Origin of the sequence: Candidatus Accumulibacter sp. ACC012, from assembly GCF_907163155.1 — a bacterium.
Taxonomy (GTDB): domain Bacteria; phylum Pseudomonadota; class Gammaproteobacteria; order Burkholderiales; family Rhodocyclaceae; genus Accumulibacter; species Accumulibacter delftensis.
This window is the reverse complement of the sequence record NZ_CAJQUC010000009.1, coordinates 22014-48081: the sequence shown is the minus strand read 5'-3', so window position 1 is coordinate 48081 and position 26068 is coordinate 22014. Positions and strand designations below refer to the sequence as shown.

Genomic DNA, 26068 nt, shown 5'->3' with positions numbered 1-26068 from the left:
AGCAACAACTGTGCCGATATTTAATACAACATTAAATCATAGCGCCTTATTGAAAACCACAAGCGCCCGCTTATACGCTGTCAAATATTCCGACACTATCGCCCGGCACCAACCCACAGGTGCTCGGCGACGTGCGCCAACGGATGCGCGACTGCACTGCCACCCCGCCTTGTCCAGGCAACATCCGCGAATACGTGTCCAGGGCTGCTTTATAATCCTCAACACAGCGCTAAACGCGATTCTGAAGAAGGCAGCTGCCAAGACCAGAAGCCCGCGCACCGATAACGGTCAAGGGGGAAAAATGAACGAGAGATCTCGCGAACGGGTCGCCTGGCATTTCATCGCCGCTGACGAAGCGGCGACGCGCTTGCAAGCGAGCTACGACCAAGGGCTCGCCGCAGGCGAAGTTCTCAACCGCCGCGCGCTGCATGGGGAGAACCGGATTACCCAAAAGCCAGGCAAGGGGGCTCTGCTGCGCTTCGCCCTGCAGTTCGTCCAGCCGCTGGTGCTGGTGCTCCTGCTGGCCGGCGTGGTTACTGCCGTCCTCGGCGAATGGGTCGATTCGGGAGTGATCTTTGGCGTCACCCTGATCAACGCGGTGATCGGCTTCATCCAGGAGGGCCGCGCCGAGGATGCGCTGGCGGCGCTGGCGCGCTCGGTCAGCAGCGAAGTCACCGTCCTGCGCGACGGCTGCAAGCAACGTCTGCCATCGACCGAACTGGTTCCTGGCGATGTGGTGCTGCTGGCCGCCGGCGACAAGGTGCCGGCCGACCTGCGCCTGTTCCGCGCCAAGGACTTGCAAGCCATCGAATCGGCACTGACCGGCGAATCGACGGCGGTCGCCAAGCACGGCGACGTGCTCCCCGAAGCCACTGTGCTCGCCGACCGCTGCAACATGGCTTATGCCGGCACGGTGATGATTACCGGCCGCGGCGCCGGGGTGGTGGTCGATACCGGAGACCGCACCGAAACCGGCCGCATCTCGCAACTGATCGCCGAAGCACCGGACCTGACGACGCCACTGACGCGCAAGATGGCGGTTTTCAGCAACTGGCTGCTGATCGCCATCGGCCTGCTGGCGGTACTCACCTTTATCGTTGGCATGTGGCGCGGTTCGTCGGCATTCGAAATGTTCATGGCCGCCGTCGCGCTGGCCGTCGGCGCCATCCCCGAAGGGCTGCCGGCGGCGATGACCATCACCCTGGCCATCGGCGTCGCGCGGATGGCCAAACGGCGGGCAATCATCCGCAAGCTGCCGGCCGTCGAAACCCTGGGCAGCACGACGATCATCTGTTCCGACAAGACCGGCACCCTGACCGAAAACCAGATGACCGTCCGTGAGCTGTACGCCGGCGGCGTGCAGACGACGGTCAGCGGCAGTGGCTACGCGCCCGAAGGCAAACTCGGCGACGGCAGCGAGATTGCTGGCGCCTTGCGCGAGTGCCTGCTCGCCGGCGTACTGTGCAACGATGCCGCGCTGAGCAAGGAAGAGGCCGGCAGCGAAGGCAAGGACCTGCGCGAACACGGCGAACAATGGACGATCGTCGGCGACCCGACCGAAGGCGCGCTGATCGTCGTCGCCCGCAAGGCCGGTCTCGACGAGGCGACGCTGCACAAGCGCTTCCCGCGCCACGACGAAATCCCCTTCGATTCGACGCGCCAGTACATGGCGACAGCCCACGAAATCGACGGCCAGCGCCTGGCATACTTCAAAGGGGCTCTCGAACAGTTGCTGCCGCGCTCGCGGCAGATGCTCGACGCATCAGGAGAGCCGGTGGCGCTACGCTCCGAGGAGATCGAGAACGCGGCGCGCGCCATGGCCAGGGAAGGCCTGCGCGTCCTGGCGATCGCCCGCCTCACCAGCACTACCACAAAGACGCTGCCAGCACTCGACGAGCACAGCGCCGATGCCGGCCTGGAGTTCATCGGCCTGGTCGGAATGATCGACCCGCCGCGCCCGAAAGCGATCGCCGCGGTGGCCACCTGTCACGCCGCCGGCATCACGGTCAAGATGATCACCGGCGATCACGCCGTCACCGCCCTGTCGATCGCCCGCAAACTCGACATCATCAAGGACGGTGAGACGGCTCTCACCGGCGTCGAACTGGCGGCTTTCGACGATCAGCAGCTGCGCCGGGTGGTTACCGAGGTCAACGTCTTCGCGCGCGTCGAACCCGAGCAGAAGCTGCGCCTGGTCAGGGCGCTGCAGGCCAATGGCGAGGTGGTGGCGATGACCGGCGACGGGGTTAACGATGCGCCGGCGCTGAAGCAGGCCGACATCGGCATCGCCATGGGCCTGGCCGGCACCGAAGTGGCCAAGGACGCCGCCGACATGGTCCTCACCGACGATGATTTTGCCGCCATCGAAGCAGCCGTCGAGGAAGGGCGCGGCGTCTACGACAACCTGGTCAAGTTCATTACCTGGACGCTACCCACCAATTTCGGCGAGGGCCTGGTGATCCTGGCGGCGGTCGTCGCCGGCGCCACGCTGCCGATCACGCCGCTGCAGATTCTCTGGATCAACATGACCACCGCCGTCTTTCTCGGTCTGATGCTGGCCTTCGAACCGATTGAGGCGAATGTCATGCAGCGCAGCCCGCGCCGGCCGGGGACCCCGATTCTCGACAGCGCGCTGGTGTGGCGGATCGTGCTGGTCAGCCTGCTGCTGCTCGCCGGTGCCTTCGGCCTCTTCCTGCGCGAACTGTCGCTCGGCAATCCGCTCGCCGAAGCGCGTACGGTCGCCCTCAACGTCTTCGTCGTCGTCGAAGCGATGTACCTCTTCAACTGCCGCTCGCTGACCCGCTCGGCGCTGCATGTCGGCCTGTTCTCCAATCCGGCCATCTGGTACGGTGTGCTGACCATGGCCGTGCTGCAGGCGCTGCTGACCTACCTGCCGCTGCTCAACCGCCTCTTCGCCACCGCGCCGATCGGCGTTCGCCAATGGCTGGAAATAGCCGCGGTCGGCTTGCTCGCCTATATTGTCGTGGGCGTCGAAAAACGCCTGCGCGAAGTTCGCCAAGCCCACTGATGCCTGCCACTCACCTGAAAGCATCCCGCTCGATGAAACAAATTCTCGCCCTGCTTTCCCTGATCTCGCTGCTCGCCATGACCGGCAGCGGTGCCGCCGCGATGTCGAGCGACAGCGTCGCCCAGGAGATGACTTCGCTGTCGCTCGATCAACCAGTCGCCGCCGACGATCCGGCCGTAGCCAGGGCGCGGGCTATGCTCGAGCAGATCAGCAAGCGCAGCGGTGACGACGCGACGGCCATTTTCGCGGCCTGCCGACGCTACGCCGGCCATCTGCGCGACGCCGCCCACATCAAGGCCAGCCAGCTCGAACTGCTGGCAGCACTCGATACCTATGGCAAGACCGGTCAGTCGATCAACGACACGCTGCAGGCCTATGTCGCCGCACGCAAGGCGGCAGCGGACAAAACGCACGCCGCCGCAATGGCGGCACTCGCCAGGCAGAAGTAGGCTGCAGCCGCGATACGCGCGACAGCGGCAGCAACGGCAAGGGGGATGGCGAAGCGCTGGCCAGCGCTGTCTTTGCCAGCATGGCGGACTTCATGAAAGTGGCAACGAATGCAAATCTGGGTTGACGCCGACGCCTGCCCCGGCGTGATCAAGGAAATCCTCTTTCGCGCCGCGCAGCGGACGCGCATCATGACTACGCTGGTCGCCAATCAAATGCTGCGCGTACCACCCTCGCCTTACATCCGCGCGCGCCAGGTGCCCGCCGGTTTCGACGTCGCCGACCAGCGCATCGTCCAGGACGTGCAGCCCGGCGACCTGGTGATCACCGCCGACATTCCCCTCGCCGCGCTGGTCATCGAACGCCAGGCACACGCCCTGAATCCGCGCGGCGAGTTCTACACCCCGGAAAACATCCGCGAACGACTGACAATGCGCAACTTCATGGAAGAGCTGCGCGGCAGCGGCGTGGACATCTCCGGGCCGGCGGCTTTCAGCCACAGCGACCGACAGGCGTTCGCCGCGCAGCTCGATCGCTTTCTCGCCAGGCCGCACGGGCCGGGCTAACGGTCAGCGCCGCCGCGCCTGTCAGCCGGCCGCGCGCTTGTCGAGTTCGTCCTCGATCACTGCCGCCCAGGCGACTTCATCGCCGCGCGCCGCCCGCGCGGCGCGGATCAAGGCCAGGTTGCGCGCCGTCGTTTCCGGCTCCCACGATTCGCGAACGGCGGCCAGCGCATTGCCGGCAGCCTCCATTGCCGCGTCTTCGTCCTTTTGCAGGACGGCCAGTTCGAGCAGCGTCGCATGGTCCCAGTAGTCCGGAGTGCCGTGCGCCAGGCGTCGCTTGACCGCATAACTGACCACCGGCAGCAGCTCAAGCCGGCGCGGGTCGGGCGGGTTCTTCAGCTCCATCAGCGTCACCGCGTTGATACCCGGGTAAGCGTCGCGCCAGTCGGCTTCGAAGCCCTGCAGGTAAGTGTCGATCGCCTTGCGCAACCAGCCGTTGGCTTTGAGCGACTCACTCGCGTTGCGCGCCTCGTCCCAGCGATCCTTGTACACGCGACCGAGCAGTCCGTTGGTTTCGCTGCTCGCGCCGCGCTCCTGGATCAATTCGGCCAGCAGCTGCTCGGCTTCGTCGCGACGCTTGAGGCGATTGAGGGCAAAGCCCAGTTGCTCGCGTACCAGCACGCTGCGTGCCAGCGGTGCCGACATTCGCGCCGCCAGATCGACCATCGCCTGCCAGTCGCTGAGCGCGCGATACGAGAGAAAGAGATCGATGACCACCCCCGCTTCGAGATCCTGCACCTCGCCGAGAGCACCCGCCGCCTTCTTGAGTGCGTCCTTGCCGGCGCGCCGGGCGTCCGCGAGCTGCTTGCGCGCCTCGACCGCATAGTGCGCGCAATCCCGAAAGACATCGGTTTTCAGGCGGGCGATATCCGGCGCGGTGTAGCCCTCGAGCAACTGGAAAACCGGACTGTCGGCACTCTCGTCTCCGCGCGCAGCCCTGGCGGTTTCGAGCAGCTTGGACAAGGCCTGGCGTGCGCCCTCGACATCGGTCGGCTTGCCGTCCGCGCCCAACTGGTAGGGCAAGGCACGCAAAGGCGCGACGTCAAACGGCATGCGTTCGCTGCCCGCGTAGAGCAGGACGGTGGTCGCAGGGCGAACGCCGTGACGCAAGCCAAGCTCATAGAAGACATTGGCGTTGGCACCGGTGAGGTCGGCGACGGCGAAGTCGCAGAGAATCAGCCGCTCGTACATCGGTTTGTGAATCACCCCGCCGCTGACCTCCTGGTCGGCCCGCAGCGCCTCCATGCCCGCCGCCTCTATCGCCGGGGCGATCAGGTCGTGGTAAACGGCGTCGAAGTCGACCGTGGCCCCGGAGGGAATGGCCTTCTTGCCGAAGGGCATGAGTACGAAACATAGCGGTAGCATCGTTCTTCTCCTTGAAAGAAAGCGCATCAGCAAGCTTGCTTCGGGCCGCCTGACCGCTGAAGCACCCGGCGACGTGGATCAGCGCCACGGTAGTCGCGCCAGCGGCGCTCCTTGTCTATTCTGAACTCAGCCACCAGCCTGGCCAAGCGACTCGCGAAGATTCGCGAAGCCGCAGCGGCGATCGCTCTGCCCGGAAAAAGCTGCCAGCAAACCTGAGGTCTGCGCTCAATCCTCAACCCGCCAGGCTCGCTCGATCAGCCAGCGGCGCATCAGCGGCACGCGCAGGACGCATTCCCCCGCGCTCTCGACGAGCAGCAGACGGCGGCGTAGACGGCGGCGTAGCGAGGCGTACACGCGGGGGTCAGCCGGCGGCGGCTGACGCTCGCTGCCCGCAAAGCCGCGCAGATACTCCCATTCACCCGGCAGCCGGCTCTCGCGCCGCGACAACTCATAAAGGACGTTATGCCCCTTGACGATCGCCTGCGCCAGCGCCTGGTCGAGAAGTGCGGCATCGAGCTCGCGGCGATCGCTGTCGTTAACCAGGTCAATCGCCGTTTCGGCGATCAGCTGCACCAGGTGCGGCCAGCCGCCGGCTTCGGCATGGATACGTTCGATGCCGTCTTCGCCCCAGAAGGCGCTGGCAAAGCGCGGCCGCTGGCGGTCTTTCTCGCACCAGAAACGCGAATGCTGCAGGTCGGTGATTTCGTGGCTGCCGACGAGGCTCCAGGTGATCTGCCGGTGCGACTGAATCGACTCGCGCAGCGTGTCGAGCAGCTCCTGCGGCAAGACGCCTTGGCCGATCTTGTCGTCGATCATCTCGTATTCGTCCAGACCGATCAGCAGGCGACGGTCGTCCTTTTCCAGACTCCGGTTCGCTTCCCCGAGAAAGGCGAACAGTTCGGCCAGGCCGACCGCTTCGGCGGTGATCGGCACTGGCGGCGCCACTGTGCCCAGCGCCTCGCGAATGCGGGTGATCAGCAAGCTGATCAACGACGCAAGCGAAGCAAAGGCCTTGGGGTCCTGCATTGACAGGCAGACCGGCAACACCGTGGCCGGCAAAAAGCCCCCCAGGTTGAGCAGCACCGTCGACTTGCCGGTACGACGCCGGCCGTAGAGGACGATTCCCGGGCAGCCGGTGCTCAACATCACCTGACGTTCGAGCTCGCCGAAAACTCCGAGGCGGGCAACAAAAGCCTCCTGCTCGCGGCGCACCGGATCGCCGGCACGAAAGACCTGCGGAGTCGGTTCGCGATCGCGGCAACGCCTGACTTCCTCGCGCTGCCGACGCGCGATCGCCAGCCAGTTCGTCACCGCCCGACGAAATTCGCTGGCCAGCGGCTCGTGCAATCCGGCGATGCGATGCGCGAAGTTGTCGACTTTTTCGTCGTGCTTGCTGGACAAACATTCGCTTACAAGCGAAAATACGCCTCATGGAGATCGCCCACTACCTCACCGCAGACGGCCATGATCCGGTGCAAGACTGGATGGACGCCGTGCGGGACATGCGGGCGCGGGTGGCAATCCTGCGGCGACTTGAACGGATGAAAGTCGGCAACTTCGGAGACCACAAGTTCTGCCGTGACGGGGTGTGGGAACTGCGTATCGATACCGGGCCCGGTTACCGCGTGTACTACGCGCAGGCGGGCGAGACCCTGGTGTTGCTGCTCTGCGGCGGCGACAAGCGCAGCCAGCGTTCAGATATCGAACGGGCGGCAGCTTACAGGCAGGACTGGGAACGGAGGACATGATGAGCGGCAAATCAAGAGCGCATGAGGACGCGACCATCGAGAGTTTTCGCAACGACCCGGTTTTTGCGGCCGAGTACCTCAACGCGGTACTGGCAGACGGCGACCAGGCCGAACTGCTGACTGCCCTGCGCTACATGGCAGCGGCTTTTGGTGGCGTGACCGGATTGGCCGATCAAACCGCGCTGAACGCGACGACGCTGTACCGCACCCTCTCGCCACAAGGCAATCCCGAGTTGCGCAGCCTCACCGCCATTCTCAAGGCGATGGGTATGCGGCTTGCCGTTCAGCCCGATGTCGGGCCGCGATCGGTGGTTTAAGAGGCCAGATTTGAAGGAGCAGAAAATGGACGCAGAATGGGTTCTCACCACTCTCACCGACGCCATGGAAGCACTCGAAGAAGCGATCGGCGAACTGGAGTCGGATCCGGAGGCGGTCGACGAGCTGTTGCCACAACTGCTGCCGGCGATATACGCCAAGCTCAATTACGCGTGGAATAGCCGCGAGCTGGGGCCGGAGGCGATTGACAAACTCGACCACGACGAGCTGATCGGCTTTCCGAAGGATTTGCCAATGTAATTGGCGAAACGGTGTTCGTTGGCGTGCTGGCGGAGGCCGACTTCGCCGACGCACGCGCTTTTTTTCGTCACCCTGCGCCAAAGCGTGTATAGTGCCGCCCAGAACTGAGCCGCGTTTCATCCGGTCGGCAGCTCGTTCTCTCGCGGTTGATCCGCCGTCGGCACTTGCCGATCGCCCCGCAGCACACCCATCCCCCTAGTTCCAAGCGCCTGAACCGGCTCTGTTGGCATCATGCCGCAGCAGGTCGTTCACCGGAGATTCACCTTGACCCAATCGTTTTCCGCGCTCGGCCTGTCGGCCGAGCTCACCCGTGTTGTCGCCGAACAAGGCTACACCGAGCCGACGCCCGTACAGGCGCAGGCCATTCCATTGATTCTCGAAGGACGCGACGTCCTCGCCGGTGCGCAAACCGGCACCGGCAAGACCGCCGGTTTCACGCTGCCGCTACTGCAACGCCTGGCCACCATGCCCGCACGCGCTGGCGCCACTGCGCAGCCACGCCAGCGCGTGCGGGCGCTGATCCTGACCCCGACCCGCGAACTCGCCGCGCAGATCGAAGAGAGCGTGCGCACTTACGGCAAGTACATGTCGCTCAAGACGACGCTGATCTATGGCGGCGTGAACATCAACCCGCAGATCGACGCCTTGCGCCGCGGCGTAGACATCCTGGTGGCGACACCCGGACGCCTGCTCGATCACCTGCAGCAGAAGACCGTCGAGCTGTCGAATGTCGAAATCCTGGTACTCGACGAAGCCGACCGCATGCTGGACATGGGTTTCATCCGCGACATCCGCCGCGTTCTCGCGCTGCTGCCGGCGAAACGCCAGAACCTGCTTTTCTCGGCGACCTTCTCGGAAGAAATCCGCAAGCTCGCCGACGGCCTGCTGCACAACCCGGCGATGGTCGAAGTTGCACGCCGCAACGCCGAGTCCGAACTCGTCGCGCAGCGCGTGCACCCGGTCGATAGCTGGTGCAAGCGCGATCTGCTGGTGCATCTGGTGTCGTCGGGCGACTGGCAGCAGGTGCTGGTGTTCACGCGCATGAAGAGCGGCGCCAACCGCCTCTCCGAATACCTGTGCAAGGCCGGTATCGAGGCTACCGCGATCCACGGCAACAAGAGCCAGCCGGCGCGCACGCGCGCCCTGGCCGGTTTCAAGAACGGCACGGTGCGCGTCCTGGTGGCCACCGACATCGCCGCGCGCGGCCTGGACATCGAAGAGCTGCCGCACGTGGTGAACTTCGAACTGCCCAACGTTCCCGAAGATTACGTGCACCGTATCGGCCGCACTGGCCGCGCCGGCAGCTCCGGCGAAGCGCTGTCGCTGGTTTGTGCCGAAGAGCGGCCGCTGCTGGCGGCAATCGAGAAGCTGCTCACCCGGCGTATCGAGAAACAGGTCGTCGAAGGCTTCGAGCCGGGCACGACTCCTGCGCCAGCGGTGACCACTCCGGCGCCGCGCGGCAGCCACGACGGCAACCGCCGCGGTGCGGGCCCTGGCCACGACGGACGCGCGCGCGCGCCGGCCAAGGCACCGGCCAAGGCGGCAACGCCACCAACGCGGCCGGGAGCGCCTTCGTCCCCCGCCCGAGCCAATACGAGCGCAGCGCACAACCCACCGCGCGCACCGCAACGTCCGCGCGCGGATGGCGGCGCCGCCACGGCAGCGCTGTTTCGCGGCCCGGCGCGGCGCGGCAGCTGAGGGCGATGGGCGGCGGCCTGGACCGACGCCCGTGCCGACCGTGCCAGCCATGCCACTCCCGGCCCGCCTTGATCCATCGCAAGCTCCGCTCAGGAGTCGGCAATGAAACAGACTGCGAAGAGCGCTTGCCCCTGTGGCAGCGAGCGTCCCTACGCCGAATGCTGCGGCCCCCTGCACGATGGCGCCGCAGCGCCGGATGCGGCAGCGCTGATGCGCTCGCGCTACAGCGCCTACGTACTGGCCATCGAAGCCTACCTTCTCTCCACCTGGCACCCCTCCACCCGGCCGACGCAAATCGACCCTGATGGCGCCCTGGCGCCGCAGTGGCTGGGCCTGCAAGTGCGCCGCCACGTGACGACCGGACCGGAAACGGCGATCGTCGAATTCGTTGCCCGCTACCGGGTAGGCGGCCGCGCGCAGCGGCTGCACGAAGTCAGCCACTTCGTGCAGCAAGCCGGTCGCTGGTACTACGTCGATGGCGAGTTCCCTGCGGCGACGAGCAGCAAGTGAGCCCCAATGATTGACGCCGGTAGCGCCGTGCTGCCCATCATTTATCAAGACCAGCACCTGGTCGCCATCCACAAGCCGGCGGGACTGCTGGTCCACCGCAGCCTCATTGACCGCAGCGAGCGACGCTTTGCGTTGCAGATGCTGCGCGATCAGCTCGGCCAGCGCGTCTACGCGGTGCACCGCCTCGACAAGGGAACCTCCGGTGTCCTGCTCTTCGCGCTGAGCAGCGCCGTCGGGCGGGCGCTGAGCACGAGCTTCGAACAGCGCCAGGTCGGCAAGAACTACCTGGCGGTGGTCCGCGGCCATCCCCCGCTAGCGGGCGAAATCGACCACCCCTTGCGTCGCCACTTCGACACGGAAGGCGCTCGCGCCGCCGCCGCTGCCACCGCTGAACTGAACTCGCCGACGCAGGACGCCTGCACCCGCTACCGGAGGCTGGCCACCATCGAATTGCCGCACCGCGTCGACCGCTATCCCTCGAGTCGCTACGCCCTGCTTGAACTCGAACCACTGAGCGGGCGTCGGCATCAGCTGCGTCGGCATCTCAAGCACATCGCACACCCGATCATTGGCGACGCGACGCACGGCAAGGGGCGCCACAACCGCCTGTTTCAGACCCTCTTCGCTTGCCACCGGCTGCTGCTGGCCTGTACCGAGCTGCGTCTGGCGCACCCGCTGACCGGCGCGGAATTGACGCTGCGGGCACCGCTGGCGAACGATTTCCACCGCCTGCTGGCACGTCTGGAGTGGACCAGCGCCGTACCGCCGCAGTGGCTGCCGGACGGCGCTGCCCCGGGGCTGGAGGAAAGCGATGGCGATGACGGCAGCGCGACGATCACTGCCCCCGGCGATCCGGACTGAGCACGCTGGCCGCGCGCAGAAAAACAACGCGCGGGAGCGGCGCCGGAATCCGAATACGCTTCAGGGTTTATTGACGCACTCGCCGACAACGCTGTCCCCGGCGCGACCGCAGGGGGTCGCGACGCCAGCTCTCGGCTGCGGGCTGCCGTCCTCGTCCATGTGCGCGGCCAGGGTCTCCCAGGCGAGCAGTCCACTCTTGTCCAGGGTCAGGCGCAGCAGCCAACCGGTACGCGTGGCGGCATTGTCGAAACCGTCGAAGACAAAATTGCCCAGGCTATAGACGATCAGCTTGCCGCGGTAATACTCGGCGCCCTGCGTGACATGCGGGTGGCCACCGACGACGACATCGGCGCCCGCATCGATCATCGTCCGCGCCAACTGCCGCTGCCGCTCGCTCGGCTGCTCTTCTCGCTCCCAGCCCCAGTGCATGAACGGAATCACCAGGTCGGCACCGGCCGCCCGCGCGGCCCGGATGTCGGCGACGACCTGGCTGTCCTCGCTCCAGGCGATGCCAGGCCAGTCAGCCCCGGCTTCGAAGGAACGCGGCTTGAATTCGTTGTAGGCCAGTACCGCAATGCGCAAACCGCCACGCGCGATCCACAGTGGTCGGTGCGCTTCTTCGAGATTGTGGCCGCCACCAAGGGCGGCGATTCCCTGGCCGGAAAGATGGCCGAGCGTTTCCAGAAAGGCCTGCTGCCCGTAGTCACCGGAGTGATTGTTGGCGACCGCCAGCGCGTCGAAGCGGCCCTTGAGCAGGGGCGCCACGCGCGGATCGGCGCGAAAGCTGTAGATCTTGCTGTCCAGGGCTTGACCCTGCGTGGCAATCGGACATTCGAGGTTGCCGATGGTGTAGTCGGCGTCCTGCAACTGCGCCGCAAACGCCGCCAGTGGATCGCCACCACGGCTGATCAGACGGCCTGGCCCGTCGTCGAGCATGACGTCGCCGACGAAGACCAGGCGCACGCTCTCGGCGCCAGCCGGAGCCGCCAGCGCCAGGCCGAAAGCGAGCGCCAGCAATGCAAGAACACGGCTTCCCCTGCTCATTGTTGCTGCCCCGCGGAGCGCGAGTCCCGCAGCTCGCCCGACCACTCGCACCAGTAGCTCAATTCGCCGTCCCTGAGCGGCTCATAGACGTGATTGAGTCCGGTGAATCCCCACGGCGCAGCTTCCACCAGCAGCGGTGGATAAGCGTGCGTCGCCTGATGGATCGGCGTCGGGCCGCTGTCCTTGGCGGCCAGCACATAGACCTTGATCGCCGCCAGATCGGCAGGCTCCTTCTGAAAAACGACGCGGAAGAGAAAATACGAACCCACTTTCTCGACCGCGACGCCGTAGGGCGAAACAACGGGCCGCGCCTGCAAAATCCGGGTTTCGCCGCCGTAGCTGACGTGGCAAGCGACGCTTTCAAGGTCTGCTGCTCGCGCCGGAACGGCCAGCAGCTGCGAGCTGAACAGGCCAAGAAGAAAGAGACAGAGACGAGGGGCAGGCATGCGAGCAGACAGTGGTTGCGAAGGGCGGAGTATCGGGAGCCGCCGGAAGCCCGTCAAGATATATAGATGAATTGAACGCTCGCCAGCACAACCATCCAGGGAGAATCATTGCTAAACTAGAAGTCTCGCGCCTGGGGAGTCATCTCCCGAATCGGGCGCCGTCTCCCGCATTAAGGGCCGTGTCTCGACCTGCAGGTGCATCAAAAATGCCTCCTTACCTTCGTCTTCGCCTCATCTGCCTTGCCGGCGCCATACTTCTCAGCGCCTGCACCACCATCGACCAACCCGTGAGCGAGCCGGTCACGGTTCGCGAACCAGTGCCGGTAACACCCGCAGTCCCTAACACGCCTTTCGCCGACGAACCCGAGAAGAGAACCGTCTATTTCGGCTTTGGCGAGGCGCGGATCGGCCACGAAGGCGTCGTCGTTCTGCGCGAGAATGCCCTGCACCTGAAAAATGATTCGCAGCTGATCGTGACCCTGGTCGGCCATACCGACAATCTCGGCAGCGCCGCCTACAATCTGGCGGTTGCGGACAAGCGCATCGAAGCGGTGAACGACAAGCTGCGCTCGCTCGGCGTGGCCAAGAACCAACTGCGGCGCCTGCCGCTCGGCAGCGAGCAGAGCAACAAGGAGGCCTGCGACAGCGAGGCCTGTCGTCAGACCATGCGCAAAGTCGAACTGGTGTACGAAAGGCGCTGAGTTCGCACTGCGCAGCACCGCGGCCGTCGCCAGATTGGCGACCAGCACAGGCGATCACGAAACCGCGGCAGCCGTGACTGGACGGCTGCCCCTCCACTTGCAGTGCGCATTCCGGCTTTCACGCCGGAATCGTTCGCCGAGCGGGGAGCATGCTCCCCGAATTCCCCGCCCCCCCGGCCCTTCTCCCGCAGGGGGAGAAGGGAGTTTCGTGAGTCGCTTGCGCGACTTTCACATTAATGTGAAACAACGCCATCTTCGGACGCAAAAAAGCATCGCCGACAATGACGTCGCGATGCCAGGAAAAGAGCCGCGCGGACCCACTCTGATGCCTCTGTCAAGCACCACCCCTGGTGCCTCTAACTTTGGTCGGCGAGCAGACCGCGCCTCAATATGTTTCATGATACGGGGTGGCTACCCGCTCTGCAATGACCGTTAAAGCAACTTCAACTTGTGTGCCGCTGCGCTAAGTTCGCCACGAAAATCAGGGTGCGCAATACTGATCAGCGCCTGCGCCCTTTGCTTGGCGCTCTTGCCACGCAACTGCGCAAGCCCATATTCGGTGACCACGTAGTTGACATCGTTCTTGCTGGTGGTGACGTGCGCGCCAGTGGTCAGCGTCGGCACGATTCGCGAAATGGTGTCGCCCTTGGCCGTTGCCGGCAGGACAATGAAGGACTTGCCATCGCGTGAGCGGTTGGCCGCACGCACGAAGTCGACCTGTCCACCGGTACCCGAGTAGGACTGCGGACCGAAACTCTCCGAACAGCACTGGCCGATCAGATCAACCTGCAGCGTCGCGTTGATGCTCACCAGCTTGTCGTTGCGCGCCGCCAGGAAGGGATCGTTGGTGTAATCGACCGGATGCATTTCGAGCGTCGGGTTGCGATGCATGAAGCGATAGAGCGGCTGCGAACCGAGCGCAAAGGTGGCGACCATTTTTCCCGGCAGATAGGTTTTCTTGCGGTTAGTGACCGCACCGCATTCGAGCAGCTTGAGGATGCCGTCACCGATCATCTCGGTGTGGATTCCGAGATCGTGCTTGTTAACCAGTTGCATGACCACGGCGTCAGGAATGGCGCCATAACCGATTTGCAGCGTCGACCCGTCCTCGATGATGTCGGTGACGTACTCGCCGATCGCCTCCTGCACTTTGCCGATCTTCGGCAGGCCGACCTCGAGTACCGGGTCCTCGTTCTCGACGAGGGCGGCAATCTGCGAGACATGCACGTGACAATTGCCGTTGGTGAACGGCACGTTCGGATTAACCTCGAGGATCACCACCCGCGCGCGACTGATCGCCGCCATGGTGTAGTCGGCAGCCAGGCTGATCGAGAAGTAGCCGTGCTCATCCATGGGCGAGGCCATGGTGAACACCACGTCGACGCGAATCTGCCGGTTCTTGATCAGCGACGGCATCTCGGAGAAATAACTTGGCAGATAATCGATCCATCCTTCCAGTCCGCCGGGACGACTCGCACCACCATAGAAGAAAGCGAGATGGCGGACGTTTTCAACCGTCTCGGGGTCGAAATAGGCGTATTTGCGCAGCGGCAAAATCTGCGCCACGGTCACCCCGTGAAAGCGCTCGCGTTGGTCGGAAAGCGCGCTCAGCAGGGTCGGCGGTTCGCCAACACCGGTTGGCACGCTGATAAAATCGCCATTGTCGACCAGACCCATGGCCTCTGCTGCCGTCATTTTCTTGCTCTGGTAGATCCTTTGGTAAATGTCCGACATGCTCCATCCCCTCCTTGCTATTGGCCAACAAACCGTATCCCGGGAGTGGCTGCCTCCCGACTACGCTCTTTTTTCTGGCGCCGTGCCACGCATGCAAAAGACACACACCGGGCGCGCGGGCAAGGCGCGTCCCGGCAAAACCCGGCCTGCAAGCTACATGCTACGACGATACTGACCGCCGACGTCGTAAAGCGCATGCGTAATCTGCCCCAGCGAGCAAACGCGCACAGCGTCGATCAGCACCGCGAAAACGTTGCCGTCTTCGATGACCGTCTGCTGCAGACGTTCCAGCATCGCGCCGGAGGCGTCGGCGTTGCGCTCCTGGAAGGCTTGCAGGCGCGTGAGCTGCGACTGCTTTTCTGCTTCCGTCGAGCGCGCCAGCTCAATCTCGATCTGGGCGTCGCCCTTCGGATTGCGAAAGGTATTGACGCCGACGATCGGGAAGGAGCCGTCGTGCTTCTTGTGCTCGTAATGTAGCGACTCTTCCTGGATCTTGCCACGCTGATAGCCGGTTTCCATGGCCCCGAGAACGCCGCCGCGCGAAGCGATGGCTTCGAACTCCTTGAGCACCGCTTCTTCGACCAGATCGGTCAGCTCGTCGATGATGAACGAGCCCTGGTTGGGGTTTTCGTTCATGGCCAGACCCCACTCGCGGTTGATCACCAACTGGATGGCCATGGCGCGGCGAACGGATTCCTCGGTCGGCGTGGTGATCGCTTCGTCGTAGGCGTTGGTGTGCAGCGAGTTGCAGTTGTCGTAAATGGCGATCAGCGCCTGCAGCGTCGTGCGGATGTCGTTGAAGGACATTTCCTGCGCGTGCAGCGAACGCCCCGAGGTCTGGATGTGGTACTTGAGCTTCTGGCTGCGCTCACTGCCGCCGTACTTGTTCTTCATCGCCACCGCCCAGATGCGCCGGGCAACGCGACCAATCACCGAATACTCGGGGTCCATGCCGTTGCTGAAGAAGAACGACAGGTTCGGCGCGAAGTCGTCGATATGCATGCCGCGCGCCAAATAGGCCTCGGCATAGGTGAAGCCGTTGGCCAGGGTGAAAGCCAGCTGCGAAATCGGGTTGGCGCCCGCTTCGGCAATGTGATACCCGGAAATGGACACCGAGTAGAAATTGCGGATGTTGTGATGGACGAAGAACTCCTGGATGTCGCCCATCATCTTGAGCGCGAATTCGGTCGAGAAGATGCAGGTATTCTGTCCCTGATCTTCCTTGAGAATGTCGGCCTGGACGGTGCCACGCAGGTTGGCGAGCACCCACTCGCGGATTTTGTCGATCTCGTCTTCGGTCGGCTGGCGACCGTTCTCGCTGTCGAACTTGGCAATCTGCTGGTCGATCGCGGCGTTGAAGAACATCGACAGAATGATCGGCGCCGGGCCATTGATGGTCAGCGATACCGAAGTCGTCGGCGCGCAGAGCTCGAAACCGTCGAAGAGGACTTTCATGTCGTCGAGCGTGGCAATCGATACGCCGGAGTTGCCGACCTTGCCGTAGATGTCCGGCCGGGCGTCGGGGTCGCAGCCGTAGAGGGTGACCGAGTCGAAAGCGGTCGATAGGCGCTTCGCCGGCATGCCCTCGGAGACGCGCTTGAAGCGGCGATTGGTACGGAAAGCGTCGCCTTCGCCGGCGAACATGCGCGTCGGATCCTCGTTCTCGCGCTTGAAGGCGAAGACGCCGGCGGTGAACGGGAAGGAGCCGGGCACATTCTCGCGCATCAGGAAACGCAGCACTTCACCGTCGTCCTTGTAGGTCGGCAGCGACACCTTGCGGATGCGCGACCCGGAGAGCGAGGTACTGGTCAGGCGAGTACGTTTCTCCTTGTCGCGGATTTTGACGACGTACTCGTCCTGGGCGTACAGCTCAAGGGTTTTCGGCCACATGTCGAGAAGCTTGCGGGCGCGCGCGTCGAGCTGCCCCTCCTTCCATTCGATCAGCTCGTCAAAGTCGCTGCCGGCCGGCTTGCCGCAGGCCTGGAAGAGGTTCTTGGCGGTGCGCAGCGACTGCCGCTCGCGGGCCACTTCGGCCTGCTCGGCGGTATGTGCGTGGTAAGCACGTACGCTATCGGCAATCTCGGCCAGGTAACGCACGCGCTGCGCCGGCACAATCGCGCGCCGGTTCGACGATTGGCGAACGGAAACCAGCGGCAGCTTGCCTTTCTTGAGCGGCAGGCCGAGCTCAAGCAGACGCGGCAGCATGGCCTGATAAAGCGCGGTGACGCCGTCGTCGTTGAAGCGCGCAGCCATGGTGCCGAAGACCGGCATTTCCGCGGTACGCTGACCGAAGGCCTCGTGGTTGCGCTGAAACTGCTTGCGCACGTCGCGCAAGGCGTCATCGGCACCCTTGCGGTCGAATTTGTTGATAGCCACGAAATCGGCGAAATCGAGCATGTCGATCTTCTCTAGCTGCGACGCGGCGCCGAACTCGGGCGTCATCACATACAACGAGGCATCGACCAGCGGCACGATGGCCGCGTTGCCCTGCCCGATCCCCGAGGTTTCGACGATCACCAGGTCGAAGCCGGACAGCTTGCAGGCGGCGAGCACTTCGGGCAGGGCGGCGGACAGCTCGCAGCCTGTGTCACGCGTCGCCAGTGAGCGCATGTAGATGTTCGCATGCTCGATGGCGTTCATCCGGATGCGGTCACCGAGCAGGGCACCACCGGTCCGCTTGCGCGAGGGGTCGATGGAAATGATTGCCAGCTTGAGGCGCTCGCTCTGGTCGAGCCGGAAACGGCGCACCAGCTCGTCGGTCAGCGACGACTTGCCGGCGCCGCCGGTGCCGGTGATGCCCAGGGTCGGGACTTTCAGCCCGGCGGCCGCGTCGACGAGCTTCTTGCGTAGCGCTTCCGGATAGACACCGTTCTCCAGGGCCGTAATCACCTGCGCCAAATGGCGGCGATCGCCAGCCTTGAGCGTCGCCAGCACCAGTTCGGGATCCTGTGGCGCCAATGCCGAGAGATCGAAGTCGGAGCTTTCCGCGACATCATTGATCATTCCCTGCAGGCCCATCGACTGACCGTCTTCCGGCGAATAGACCCGCGCCACGCCGTAGGCATGCAGCTCGGCGATTTCGCTGGGCACGATGACGCCGCCGCCGCCACCGAAGACCTTGATCTTCTCGCCGCCGCCCGCTTTCAGCAGGTCGATCATGTACTTGAAGAATTCGACGTGGCCGCCCTGGTACGAGGTGATGGCGATTCCCTGCACATCCTCCTGCAAGGCCGCATTCACAATTTCCTGCACCGAACGGTTGTGGCCGAGATGGATGACCTCGGCCCCGGTTCCCTGCAAAATCCGGCGCATGATGTTGATTGACGCGTCGTGGCCGTCAAACAGCGAAGCCGCAGTCACAAAGCGCAGTTTGTGCTTGGGTTTGTACGGTAGAAGCTTCTTGGCAATCGAAAGGTCGGTCATCAGCTTTGTGCTCCACGAAAATTGAAGAAGTCTCGGTGATCGGGAATTTCACGGGAATGTCCATGGTAGAAACTTGAGCACGATAAAGCCATTACCCGACACGCCTTGAACAGTGTAAATTTCGCCAACTTGAAATATGCTATCAATTCACGGCCTTGCAAGACGACCATGCGCGACCCTGAGAAGACTGCCAAACACCTGCCGACAAGCCCCGCCGCGCCCCGCGGGTCCGCCACCGGTCGCGCGACGGTGGCCATCGCCTTCGTCAGGGGAATGCTCGCCGGTCTGCAACATGCCGGCGGCCCCACCGCGCCCCTGCTCGAACACGCCAACATCGCCCCGGCCCTGCTCGACGACCCGAGCGCGCGCATTCCTGTGGACCGCTATGCCGCGCTCTACAACCTGATCAACGCGCAACTCGACGACGAAGGCTTCGGGCTTTTCTCGCAACCGATGCGCTGCGGCGCCTTCGAATACCTCTGTCGCAGCACGATCACCGCGCCCACCCTCTCCGAGGCCATCGAACGCAGCATCCGCTTTCTGCGCCTGGTCCTGCCCGATCTCGGCGTCCGCCTCGAAACCACCCACGAGCAGGCCCGCCTGTGCATCGCCGAGACTCGCCCCTTGCTGATCGGGCGCGTGTTCGCTTTCGAATGGCTGTTGCGCCTGCTGCACGGCCTGCTGTCGTGGCTGATCGGGCGCGCCATCGTGCTCGATTCGGTGGCCTTCCCCTACCCCCGCCCACGACACGCCGACGACTACGCCCTGATCTTCACGGCCGACTCGACTTTCGACGCCCCGGCACTCACCGCCAGTTTTGCTGCCAACCTGCTCGACTGGCCGATCCGCCGCGACGAAGCCAGCTTGCAGACCTTCCTCGACGGCGCGCCGGGCAAGCTGACAACGCTCTACCGCCGCGACCGCGAAATGGTGCTGCGCGTTCGTAACGCCTTGCGCGATGCCCTGCCCGCTTCGCCGTCGCTGGCTGCCATCGCGCACCAGTTGCATTTGTCGCCACGCACCCTGCATCGCCGGCTGGAAGACGAGGGATCCAGCTTTCAGGCAAGCAAAGACGCCTTGCGCCGAGACCTGGCCATCAACCGTCTGGCCAAGACCAGACAGGCACTGGCCCAGATCGCCGCCGAACTGGGCTTCGCCGACACCACCGCCTTCTACCGCGCCTTCGTGCGCTGGACCGGCATGGCGCCCGGGCACTATCGACGGCGGCTGCACGCAGCGGCAGGTGCAGGTAAGCACGAGCCGAGCAAACGCCGCCAGGGCGCCGCGGCGCCGCCTGCGCCGCCAGACGGCGCCGCGAAATAGTTCAACCGCCAGATCGGTTCCCAGAGCACCAGCCGCAGCGCTCGGGCACATGACAAGCGGAAGTTCCGATAGTGGGAGCCGGATTGGAACGGTGCCGCCTCAACGTTCGGTCATAAAGCGCGTCGCGTTTTCAAGGTCCGCATGGGTGCTGCCGCTGTACAGCGCATTGACGAACTTGCGCCAGATCAAATCCGGTTCGCCGAGACGGAAGCCGTAGACCCCGCCCTCCGACACCCGCGAGGCCGCGACCTTGACCTGTGAGGTTTCAGCCGGTCCGAGCTGAATCGTGATTTCACCCCAGACACCGATGGGAACCGAGACCAGGGCGTGTGCCAGGAAGCCGTAGCGCGACAGCTGGATGATTTCCAGGCTGATCTTGCTCGCCACACCCTCTGCCGAGGCGATCACGAACTTCGCCGGGCAGCGCACCGAAAAGCGCCGATGCCGCCGCCGCCCGCTCTCGTCCTGCCCGCTATCCTCGACCGCCGGCAGCACCGCCTGATAGGCAGGCAGATCGTAGATCGTATGCATCAGGCATTTCTTTCGATCGCTCAGTTCAGCGAAGACGTTCGTCCGCACGTTGAAAAAGTAGTCGAGCAATTCCGGGGTCAAGACCGGGTCGTTGGTGGTGTAGAAACGGCGCTGCGGCAGCTGGATATTGGCTAGTTTGAGCCGAAAGAAGAAGGCATGCAGATTTCGCTTCGGTGGTTTCGACCCGTAATGCTTCGCGAAGATGGCGTCGGCAGCGCGCAGGTCCAGCGTCGCACCAACGGCTGGCGCGCCATTGACGAAATCATAATTCTCGACAACGTTCTGGGTCAGGCGCTGGAAGAACAGCAGCGATTCGTACATCTCGATATGACGGGGGTTGACCGCGATGACGATGTGCCGGGTGTCGAAAAACGTGTGACAATAGTCGTACATGAACTTCATCAGCGGAAACAGGATACTGCCGCCCGTGCGGCGAAATTTCCGGTGCACCGCCAGTGCCGAAACCTCGGCGATATTCCCCTTCTTCTCACGTACCGCGGTCAGATCGAAAATCCGTTGCAGCGGAAAACCGAGCACGCTCTCGCGAATCAAGGACAAGGTGCCAACCACTTGCCCATCGTACTTTGCGCACAAGGTAGTCGTCGTCGGCAGGGCATGATAGATCGTGACGCGCATTCCGGAAGGATCCGGGGTCATGAAACCACTGCCGACATAGGCATCGTGCAGCAGTGTAAAGCAGGCTTCCAGTTCCTCTTTAGTATCGGCGATCTTCAAGACCAGCCGCTCATCGGGTGCTGGATTGCACTCGACGAAGTTACGATAGACAGCAAAACGCCTCTTCTGAGGGAGGATGTTGAACAGCTTTCTCAAGGTCCGCTGCAGCAGTTTCCGTACCGGCACGACTAGTCTTCTGAACATCTCCACCCCCTGTTCAACCACGACGGTCGGAAGCGCCCGCAGCCCGGATACTGATGAAATTAGGCTTGCCATTCCATCGACAATGTCACGGCACGGCGCTGACAACACTGCCACCGTGCATCTTATCAAAAGCGACGCCCCCCTACGCCGCCCGTTTGCCTTCTACTACGCGGGCCATCGCCGGCCGACAAGCGCTCTCGCCACGTCAGTAGCGAATGCAGACTTTTCAAAAGTGGGCACCGCTCTTGAGGCAAGCCATCGCGGCCTTGCGTTCCTCGAAAGCAAAAAAACGATCGATCAGCGGCTGCAGCCGCTGCTGGTGCGAGCGCTTTGGCGTGTTCAAGCCTGGCGTCGCTCGACGAGATCACCGTCACCGGCGCACCCGGCTGCGGATCGGGGCGGCTGGCCATCAGCAAGTGCGGCATGCATGCCCCAGCCTTCCTGGCGCTGAAAGACCCTCAAGTTGTTGATCCTTCTGCTACCATCGTTGGCCAGATGAGCGCGCTCTGGCTCGCCAGAGGCATTGGCCGACCCGTCGCGAAAGTATAATTGGCCGATTTAAGCGTGGTCAATCGCAATTGAAGCGCCGTCAGCGGAAGGCTGAGCGGAGTCGTGAGCGAGAAGTGCATGCGGCTCCCTGCGCTATCATCAGCTTCGCCGAAAATTTCCGGGAATGTCGTGTTGATCGTGTCGAAGCAAGCCGTGCTCATGTTCGTGGCCGTGTTCTGCAGCCTGAGGCTGATGGCCGCCGAGCAGCAGAACTATCCTTTTAGCCTCGAAACGAGAAAGGAGGGGAACAGTCACAGCATCGTCGCGCACAATCGTGGCGCGGCAGCGGTCTCGGTCAGGATTTCCCTCGCCAACTCGCGTAACGCCGCCCCGGACCGCCCCTTCCCTCTTTACGCGGTCATTCCCCCGGCTAGCGGAAGCATCTCCCTGGCACGTATCCGGTCGGCGGCGACGGGCGCCAGCTACAGCTTTCGCACCCAGACATCATGGATGCTTGGCGACTACCATGCGCGACAAAGTGCCGCCGCCATCTATCGCCTGCCCTACGCCGACGGACTGGCCTTCCATATTGGCCAGGCACCCGGAGGCCCGCTGAGCACCCACGGCACGCCGGACAGCGAATACGCCGTCGATATCGGCATGCCCGAGCGCACGCCCGTGGTCGCCGCCCGCGACGGCATCGTGGTCTACACCGAAGCCAGGGAGAGCTATGGTGGCCGACACCCGGACCTGATGAGCAGGGCCAACGCAGTGCGCATACAGCACAGCGATGGAACCATCGCCCTCTACGCGCACCTGGCGCACGGCGGGGTGAATGTTTTCCCGGGGCAGCGAGTTAAAGCCGGCATGCAAATCGGCTTGTCGGGCTCGACTGGCTACTCGTCCGGGCCGCACCTGCATTTCGCCGTCCAGACGGTGCTGCGGGCGGGCGATCGCTTGACAACGTACTCGCTACCCTTCAACTTCTATGTCGGCAGGCCCGCTGCGGTATTCGCGCCAGGTTTTGGCATGTTCGCCGCAGCGCAGTACGCTTCCCCGGGTCGGGTGCCGATCACCGTTCCGGGCCCCAAGGTGCGTCCCCCCAAATGACAACTGCGTTTGATGGCCTTGTCACTTGCTGGCAGCAGCCAGGGCTACGGCAGCTACGGCGAGGATTTTGAGCCACGTACAGGATTGCCGAAAGGCTCGTCAAGAAGACAGCACTACACTAGAATCCGCCGAGGAACTTCTCGCCCGCATCAAGGCCGGAAGTTCGTCGCACCGTGCAGCAATCCAGGGCTTCGTTTCGCGACGGCTCTTGGCTCGGCGCTCGACGGGGCTGAGGTCCGTACCGCTGCTTGTCGGCCTACCAGCAAAAAACTCAACAGGATCCAATGAACAGTTCTCTCTTCGGCCGCCAGCACCTCGCCGTCTTGCTGGCACTTTTCCTGCCGCTGCTTTCGGCCTGCGCGTCTTACGGCAAGATAAGCAACGAACCCATCGTCGCCGAAGACGAGTCGTCCGGTAGGTACTCGATCACCCAAGCGGTGCATTCCGGACGCTCGGATGAAGCAACCATGATCCTGGCGTTTTCCGGCGGCGGCACCCGCGCCGCCGCACTGGCTTACGGCGTTCTGCAAGCGCTGCGCGACACCCGCATCGAGCTCGGTGGACAATCGCAACGGCTGCTGGACGAGATCGACACCATCAGCTCGGTATCGGGTGGCAGTTTCACGGCCGCGTATTTCGGCTTGTATGGCGACAAGATCTTTACGGATTTCGAGAAGGACTTCCTGCGCCGCAACATCTCCTTTGAACTGATGCAGGGGCTGTTGGACCCGGCAATGTTGCTCTCCGAACGTGGCCGTACCGAGATGGCCGCCAATTATTACGATGGCAATGTGTTCAAGGGCGCGACCTTCGCTGACCTGCAGCAGGGGAACGGTCCGCTGATCGTGATCAATGCCACCGATCTCGGTCGGGGCGTGCGCTTCTCCTTCCTCCAGGATTACTTTGATCTGCTGTGCTCGGACCTGTCTTCGTATCCGATTGCCAGCGCCGTCACTGCCTCATCCGCCGTGCCGGTCCTCTTCCATCCCCTGGTGCTCGAAAATCGCAAAGGCTGTAGCGATCGCGCACCAACCTTCCTGACCGACTTGCAGACCAGTGCCAACCGCTCACCGCAGTTGGCGCATGTCGTCGACGGCCTCAACAGCTACGCGCTCAAAGACCAGCGCCGCTATATTCATCTGGTCGACGGCGGCATTACCGACAACCTCGGCCTGCTGGCGGTCTACGAGATGATCGAGTTGGCCGGCGGCGCAAGAAATCTGCTCGGCTCGCTTGGCGGCATACCCGGACGACGTTTCATCGTCATCTCGGTCAATGCCTCGACCTCACCGCAATACGGCATGGAACTGAGCAAGGCCTCCCCATCGATGGCCGATACCGTCAATCTGGTGACCGACGTCCAACTGCATCGCACCAACGCGGCAACGATGGCGCTCATGCAGAGCAGCATCAAGCGCTGGGCGGAGGACCTGTCAACACCCGGACAAGCCGTCGAATCCTATTTCGTCGACATCGACTTCAAGAACGTCCCGCAAGCTCAGCGAAAACTCTTCCTGAACCAGATTCCGACCAGCTTTTCCTTAAAGGAGGCGCAGGTCGACGAATTGATCGCGACCGGTCGCGAGCTCTTGCTGAGCAACCAGGAGTTTCAGCGCTTCATCCGCGATCTGGGAGGAAGTCAGCCGGCGCAAGCGCGCTGACCCACGCCCGAGCGCATGCGCCTGCTCTTCGCATCGGGCCAGCGAGGCCGCACGCAGGAAAAGCCGGCCATTCTCGCCACGAAGCGCCGGGTCAGGTACTACCCTCGTGCCTAGAGAAAGAGTCAAGATCTGGCCCCGCGTGTGGCGGATTGCGGGTTGTGGGTTGTGGGTTGAATCCGGGACCCGGGCCCCTACACAGAAAAAGGAGACCATCCATGATCCTTCGCTCACAGCTGCTGGTTCTCGCCTCTCTGCTCACCGGTTGTTCCAGCTGTCATGTGGCATCGTATTACAAGCCAACGCCGGACAGCCGCAAGTACGTGCAGACCTACACACAATTGCCCGGCTACGCCGGCTTGAAGCTTGGCGACCAGGCATCAGCGATGATCGCATTCTGCGGCGACAAGTCCCTGCCAGCACCGGGAAGCACGGTTCAACTGTGCATGTCGGTGGAACTGGCCAACAACTCGACAATGCGCTTCCTGGACGGCACAATTCAGCTCACCGCTGGCGCCATGAAGCCGGCAATGGTGGCGATCGCAAGCATTGAATACGAAGTCTGGTGCCGTGTTCAGGCCGGGGCCCGCATCTGTTCGTCGTCCGAGGAATCACCGGTAGAAGGACCGCGAACAAAACGTCCGGGAATGACTGCCAGCATTGATCGTTACGTCTTCGAGCCACTATTGGCGTTTCGCGGCGCCAACGACACCTTGCATGAAGGAGCCATGTTTGGCCAGCGCCTGAGCGGGACGCGGCGCTATCTGGTAAAGACCGCGCCCATGGCGATCGGCAAGGAAACCCCCATTGTTATTGCTTTTCCCGATGCGCTCATCGACGGACAGGTAGTTGCGCTACCTCGCCTGGAGTTTCAGGCAGTCACCGAGGAGGTTTGTCGACTGCTTCCTCTTGCATAGTCAATAAAGAGACGACGAGAGCACCATGCGCTCATGTGGGGTTCTTGTCCATCGGCGCGCGGATTCGCTCCACGCGGCCTCCCCACACTCGGTCGCCCGCGTGCTGTTGCGCTTCACCTCGTTTGCTGTGGCCAACTTACGGGCGGACTTTAACGGTCATGACACGTGGAGACACCCCAAATCATGAAAGTCATGACCGTTTCCCTCTTCCCCTGCCCCTTCTCCCGCAAGGAGAGAAGGGAGGTTCGTGAGTGTCGCTTGCGCGACTTTCACATTAACCGCCAGGATCGCGCCCATGCTGGGCGCACAACGGATAGATCGTGGCTTCGCACGATCTATCCTTATTCCTTACCTCAAGGCCGCGTCGGGAATAGTAAATGCGGCGCCACACCAGCCCCCACGTCATTGCGAGGAGGCGCAGCCGACGCGGCAATCCAGTTCCATCCTCTCACTATTTCCCACCGCATTGACATCTTGAACACTGAATACGCGAAAAGACAAATCTCTGGATTGCCGCGTCGGCTTCGCCTCCTCGCAATGACGGAGGGTGGGAGATGCTTGGCGAAAGTCTCATCAAGAATGCATGCCCACACTACTGCGTTTGCCTGAGATGTGAATCGGCTGATGCGACTCCGATGCCTGATCGATCAGGCGATACAGATTCGCTCTTGCTTCGCTGGCGGTCAGGGTGGTCAGTGGACCTCCGGTTCGAGGCTTTTAGCGTACGTACGCCTCGTCAAACCCGCGGGAACGGCACAGCGCAGCCCTGTGCCGGCTAATCGGGATAGGAGAAAACCTCACGGCCTCCCTCGCTGAGCGGGCATGGCAGCCGTTGCACGCCGCGCAGCGTAGCGTAGCGACCCAGTTTCTGAAGATCTGTTTTGAGCTATTTGCAGCGGACAAACCGTGGTCTGTCCCCGGATTCCATTTGCGGATTCCTTGTGTTCGTCTTCCTTGACGTCAAGAGCGTCGGCTTGGTGGCTAGCCGACAAACCGGGGATCGAGTAGGGGACGGAG

General features: G+C 63.2%; 21 protein-coding genes and 1 pseudogene. 14 read left to right on the top strand and 8 right to left on the bottom strand.

Going from position 1 to position 26068, the window contains the following annotated elements; genetic code table 11:
- The first annotated feature begins 301 nt into the window (after window positions 1–301).
- From QZ648_RS11060 to QZ648_RS11050, 3 genes are all read left to right on the top strand, one after another.
- Window positions 302–3028, top strand: a complete 2727-nt coding sequence (locus QZ648_RS11060) for a cation-transporting P-type ATPase (protein WP_169066770.1) — start codon at window positions 302–304, stop codon at window positions 3026–3028.
- Window positions 3029–3060: 32 nt separating this feature from the next.
- Window positions 3061–3477: a hypothetical protein gene (locus QZ648_RS11055; RefSeq protein WP_169066771.1), complete on the top strand. Its 417-nt coding sequence runs from the start codon at window positions 3061–3063 to the stop codon at window positions 3475–3477.
- 108 nt (window positions 3478–3585) lie between these two features.
- Window positions 3586–4041: a YaiI/YqxD family protein gene (locus QZ648_RS11050; RefSeq protein WP_169066772.1), complete on the top strand. Its 456-nt coding sequence runs from the start codon at window positions 3586–3588 to the stop codon at window positions 4039–4041.
- A gap of 21 nt (window positions 4042–4062) precedes the next feature.
- On the opposite strand, the gene QZ648_RS11045 is transcribed toward QZ648_RS11050, so the two are convergent.
- Window positions 4063–5403 (bottom strand): TRAFs-binding domain-containing protein, encoded by a 1341-nt coding sequence (locus QZ648_RS11045; protein ID WP_291997049.1) that lies wholly within the window; start codon window positions 5401–5403, stop codon window positions 4063–4065.
- A 225-nt stretch (window positions 5404–5628) separates the two neighbouring features.
- Entirely contained in the window at window positions 5629–6804 is a 1176-nt protein-coding gene (locus tag QZ648_RS11040; RefSeq protein WP_291997048.1) for a hypothetical protein, read from the bottom strand.
- Between the two features lie 29 nt (window positions 6805–6833).
- Here QZ648_RS11040 and QZ648_RS11035 point away from each other — a divergent pair, with 29 nt between their 5' ends.
- From QZ648_RS11035 to QZ648_RS11010, 6 genes are all read left to right on the top strand, one after another.
- Window positions 6834–7151, top strand: a complete 318-nt coding sequence (locus QZ648_RS11035; RefSeq protein WP_291997047.1) for a type II toxin-antitoxin system RelE/ParE family toxin — start codon at window positions 6834–6836, stop codon at window positions 7149–7151.
- Entirely contained in the window at window positions 7148–7468 is a 321-nt protein-coding gene (locus tag QZ648_RS11030; protein ID WP_169066775.1) for an addiction module antidote protein, read from the top strand. The genes QZ648_RS11035 and QZ648_RS11030 overlap by 4 nt, the downstream gene beginning before the upstream one ends.
- A gap of 25 nt (window positions 7469–7493) precedes the next feature.
- The gene (locus QZ648_RS11025; protein WP_169066776.1) at window positions 7494–7727 is read left to right on the top strand and encodes a hypothetical protein; all 234 of its coding nucleotides are present in this window, start codon (window positions 7494–7496) and stop codon (window positions 7725–7727) included.
- Window positions 7728–7991: 264 nt separating this feature from the next.
- Window positions 7992–9425, top strand: coding sequence for a DEAD/DEAH box helicase (locus QZ648_RS11020; RefSeq protein ID WP_248595393.1), 1434 nt, complete (start codon window positions 7992–7994; stop codon window positions 9423–9425).
- 102 nt (window positions 9426–9527) lie between these two features.
- Complete coding sequence (locus QZ648_RS11015; RefSeq protein ID WP_291997046.1) at window positions 9528–9935, top strand: YchJ family metal-binding protein; 408 nt, start codon at window positions 9528–9530, stop codon at window positions 9933–9935.
- 6 nt (window positions 9936–9941) lie between these two features.
- Window positions 9942–10796 (top strand): pseudouridine synthase, encoded by an 855-nt coding sequence (locus QZ648_RS11010; protein ID WP_291997045.1) that lies wholly within the window; start codon window positions 9942–9944, stop codon window positions 10794–10796.
- 60 nt (window positions 10797–10856) lie between these two features.
- On the opposite strand, the gene QZ648_RS11005 is transcribed toward QZ648_RS11010, so the two are convergent.
- On the bottom strand, window positions 10857–11840 hold the full coding sequence (locus tag QZ648_RS11005; RefSeq protein WP_169066779.1) for a CapA family protein: 984 nt from the start codon (window positions 11838–11840) through the stop codon (window positions 10857–10859).
- Window positions 11837–12286, bottom strand: a complete 450-nt coding sequence (locus tag QZ648_RS11000) for a hypothetical protein (protein ID WP_291997044.1) — start codon at window positions 12284–12286, stop codon at window positions 11837–11839. Before QZ648_RS11000 ends, QZ648_RS11005 begins: the two co-directional genes overlap by 4 nt.
- Window positions 12287–12492: 206 nt before the next feature.
- On the opposite strand from QZ648_RS11000, the gene QZ648_RS10995 reads away from it, so the two are divergent.
- A complete protein-coding gene (locus tag QZ648_RS10995) occupies window positions 12493–12987 on the top strand; it encodes an OmpA family protein (protein ID WP_169066781.1) in 495 nt (164 codons plus the stop codon).
- 432 nt (window positions 12988–13419) lie between these two features.
- On the opposite strand, the gene QZ648_RS10990 is transcribed toward QZ648_RS10995, so the two are convergent.
- A complete protein-coding gene (locus tag QZ648_RS10990) occupies window positions 13420–14721 on the bottom strand; it encodes an acetyl-CoA hydrolase/transferase C-terminal domain-containing protein (RefSeq protein WP_291997043.1) in 1302 nt (433 codons plus the stop codon).
- A 153-nt stretch (window positions 14722–14874) separates the two neighbouring features.
- Window positions 14875–18144, bottom strand: coding sequence for a fused isobutyryl-CoA mutase/GTPase IcmF (gene icmF, locus QZ648_RS10985; RefSeq protein ID WP_291997042.1), 3270 nt, complete (start codon window positions 18142–18144; stop codon window positions 14875–14877).
- A gap of 168 nt (window positions 18145–18312) precedes the next feature.
- Here icmF and QZ648_RS10980 point away from each other — a divergent pair, with 168 nt between their 5' ends.
- The gene (locus QZ648_RS10980; protein ID WP_291997041.1) at window positions 18313–19467 is read left to right on the top strand and encodes an AraC family transcriptional regulator; all 1155 of its coding nucleotides are present in this window, start codon (window positions 18313–18315) and stop codon (window positions 19465–19467) included.
- Window positions 19468–19566: 99 nt separating this feature from the next.
- Here the strand turns inward: QZ648_RS10980 and QZ648_RS10975 are convergent, their stop codons facing one another.
- Window positions 19567–20877: a GNAT family N-acetyltransferase gene (locus QZ648_RS10975; RefSeq protein ID WP_291997040.1), complete on the bottom strand. Its 1311-nt coding sequence runs from the start codon at window positions 20875–20877 to the stop codon at window positions 19567–19569.
- A gap of 687 nt (window positions 20878–21564) precedes the next feature.
- On the opposite strand from QZ648_RS10975, the gene QZ648_RS10970 reads away from it, so the two are divergent.
- The 3 genes from QZ648_RS10970 to QZ648_RS10960 all read left to right on the top strand — a co-directional run bounded on the left by QZ648_RS10970 (window position 21565) and on the right by QZ648_RS10960 (window position 25051).
- Window positions 21565–22476, top strand: coding sequence for a M23 family metallopeptidase (locus QZ648_RS10970; protein WP_291997234.1), 912 nt, complete (start codon window positions 21565–21567; stop codon window positions 22474–22476).
- A 284-nt stretch (window positions 22477–22760) separates the two neighbouring features.
- Window positions 22761–24137 carry a patatin-like phospholipase family protein gene (locus QZ648_RS10965; RefSeq protein WP_291997039.1) on the top strand — a complete coding sequence of 459 codons (1377 nt, stop codon included), beginning with the start codon at window positions 22761–22763 and terminating at the stop codon, window positions 24135–24137.
- A 215-nt stretch (window positions 24138–24352) separates the two neighbouring features.
- Window positions 24353–25051, top strand: coding sequence for a hypothetical protein (locus QZ648_RS10960; protein WP_291997038.1), 699 nt, complete (start codon window positions 24353–24355; stop codon window positions 25049–25051).
- Window positions 25052–25642: 591 nt separating this feature from the next.
- On the opposite strand, the pseudogene QZ648_RS10955 reads toward QZ648_RS10960, so the two are convergent.
- Window positions 25643–25747: pseudogene (locus QZ648_RS10955) on the bottom strand (type II toxin-antitoxin system Phd/YefM family antitoxin); the annotation flags it as partial.
- Between the last annotated feature and the right edge of the window lie 321 nt (window positions 25748–26068).

Excerpts from the sequence above, each read along its gene's own strand:
- QZ648_RS11060 (WP_169066770.1), top strand. The coding sequence starts at position 302 with ATGAACGAGAGATCTCGCGAACGGGTCGCCTGGCATTTCATCGCCGCT.
- QZ648_RS11055 (WP_169066771.1), top strand. The coding sequence starts at position 3,061 with ATGAAACAAATTCTCGCCCTGCTTTCCCTGATCTCGCTGCTCGCCATG.
- QZ648_RS11050 (WP_169066772.1), top strand. The coding sequence starts at position 3,586 with ATGCAAATCTGGGTTGACGCCGACGCCTGCCCCGGCGTGATCAAGGAA.
- QZ648_RS11045 (WP_291997049.1), bottom strand. The coding sequence starts at position 5,403 with ATGCTACCGCTATGTTTCGTACTCATGCCCTTCGGCAAGAAGGCCATT.
- QZ648_RS11035 (WP_291997047.1), top strand. The coding sequence starts at position 6,834 with ATGGAGATCGCCCACTACCTCACCGCAGACGGCCATGATCCGGTGCAA.
- QZ648_RS11030 (WP_169066775.1), top strand. The coding sequence starts at position 7,148 with ATGATGAGCGGCAAATCAAGAGCGCATGAGGACGCGACCATCGAGAGT.
- QZ648_RS11025 (WP_169066776.1), top strand. The coding sequence starts at position 7,494 with ATGGACGCAGAATGGGTTCTCACCACTCTCACCGACGCCATGGAAGCA.
- QZ648_RS11015 (WP_291997046.1), top strand. The coding sequence starts at position 9,528 with ATGAAACAGACTGCGAAGAGCGCTTGCCCCTGTGGCAGCGAGCGTCCC.
- QZ648_RS11010 (WP_291997045.1), top strand. The coding sequence starts at position 9,942 with ATGATTGACGCCGGTAGCGCCGTGCTGCCCATCATTTATCAAGACCAG.
- QZ648_RS11005 (WP_169066779.1), bottom strand. The coding sequence starts at position 11,840 with ATGAGCAGGGGAAGCCGTGTTCTTGCATTGCTGGCGCTCGCTTTCGGC.
- QZ648_RS11000 (WP_291997044.1), bottom strand. The coding sequence starts at position 12,286 with ATGCCTGCCCCTCGTCTCTGTCTCTTTCTTCTTGGCCTGTTCAGCTCG.
- QZ648_RS10995 (WP_169066781.1), top strand. The coding sequence starts at position 12,493 with ATGCCTCCTTACCTTCGTCTTCGCCTCATCTGCCTTGCCGGCGCCATA.
- QZ648_RS10990 (WP_291997043.1), bottom strand. The coding sequence starts at position 14,721 with ATGTCGGACATTTACCAAAGGATCTACCAGAGCAAGAAAATGACGGCA.
- icmF (WP_291997042.1), bottom strand. The coding sequence starts at position 18,144 with ATGACCGACCTTTCGATTGCCAAGAAGCTTCTACCGTACAAACCCAAG.
- QZ648_RS10980 (WP_291997041.1), top strand. The coding sequence starts at position 18,313 with ATGCGCGACCCTGAGAAGACTGCCAAACACCTGCCGACAAGCCCCGCC.
- QZ648_RS10975 (WP_291997040.1), bottom strand. The coding sequence starts at position 20,877 with ATGTTCAGAAGACTAGTCGTGCCGGTACGGAAACTGCTGCAGCGGACC.
- QZ648_RS10965 (WP_291997039.1), top strand. The coding sequence starts at position 22,761 with ATGAACAGTTCTCTCTTCGGCCGCCAGCACCTCGCCGTCTTGCTGGCA.
- QZ648_RS10960 (WP_291997038.1), top strand. The coding sequence starts at position 24,353 with ATGATCCTTCGCTCACAGCTGCTGGTTCTCGCCTCTCTGCTCACCGGT.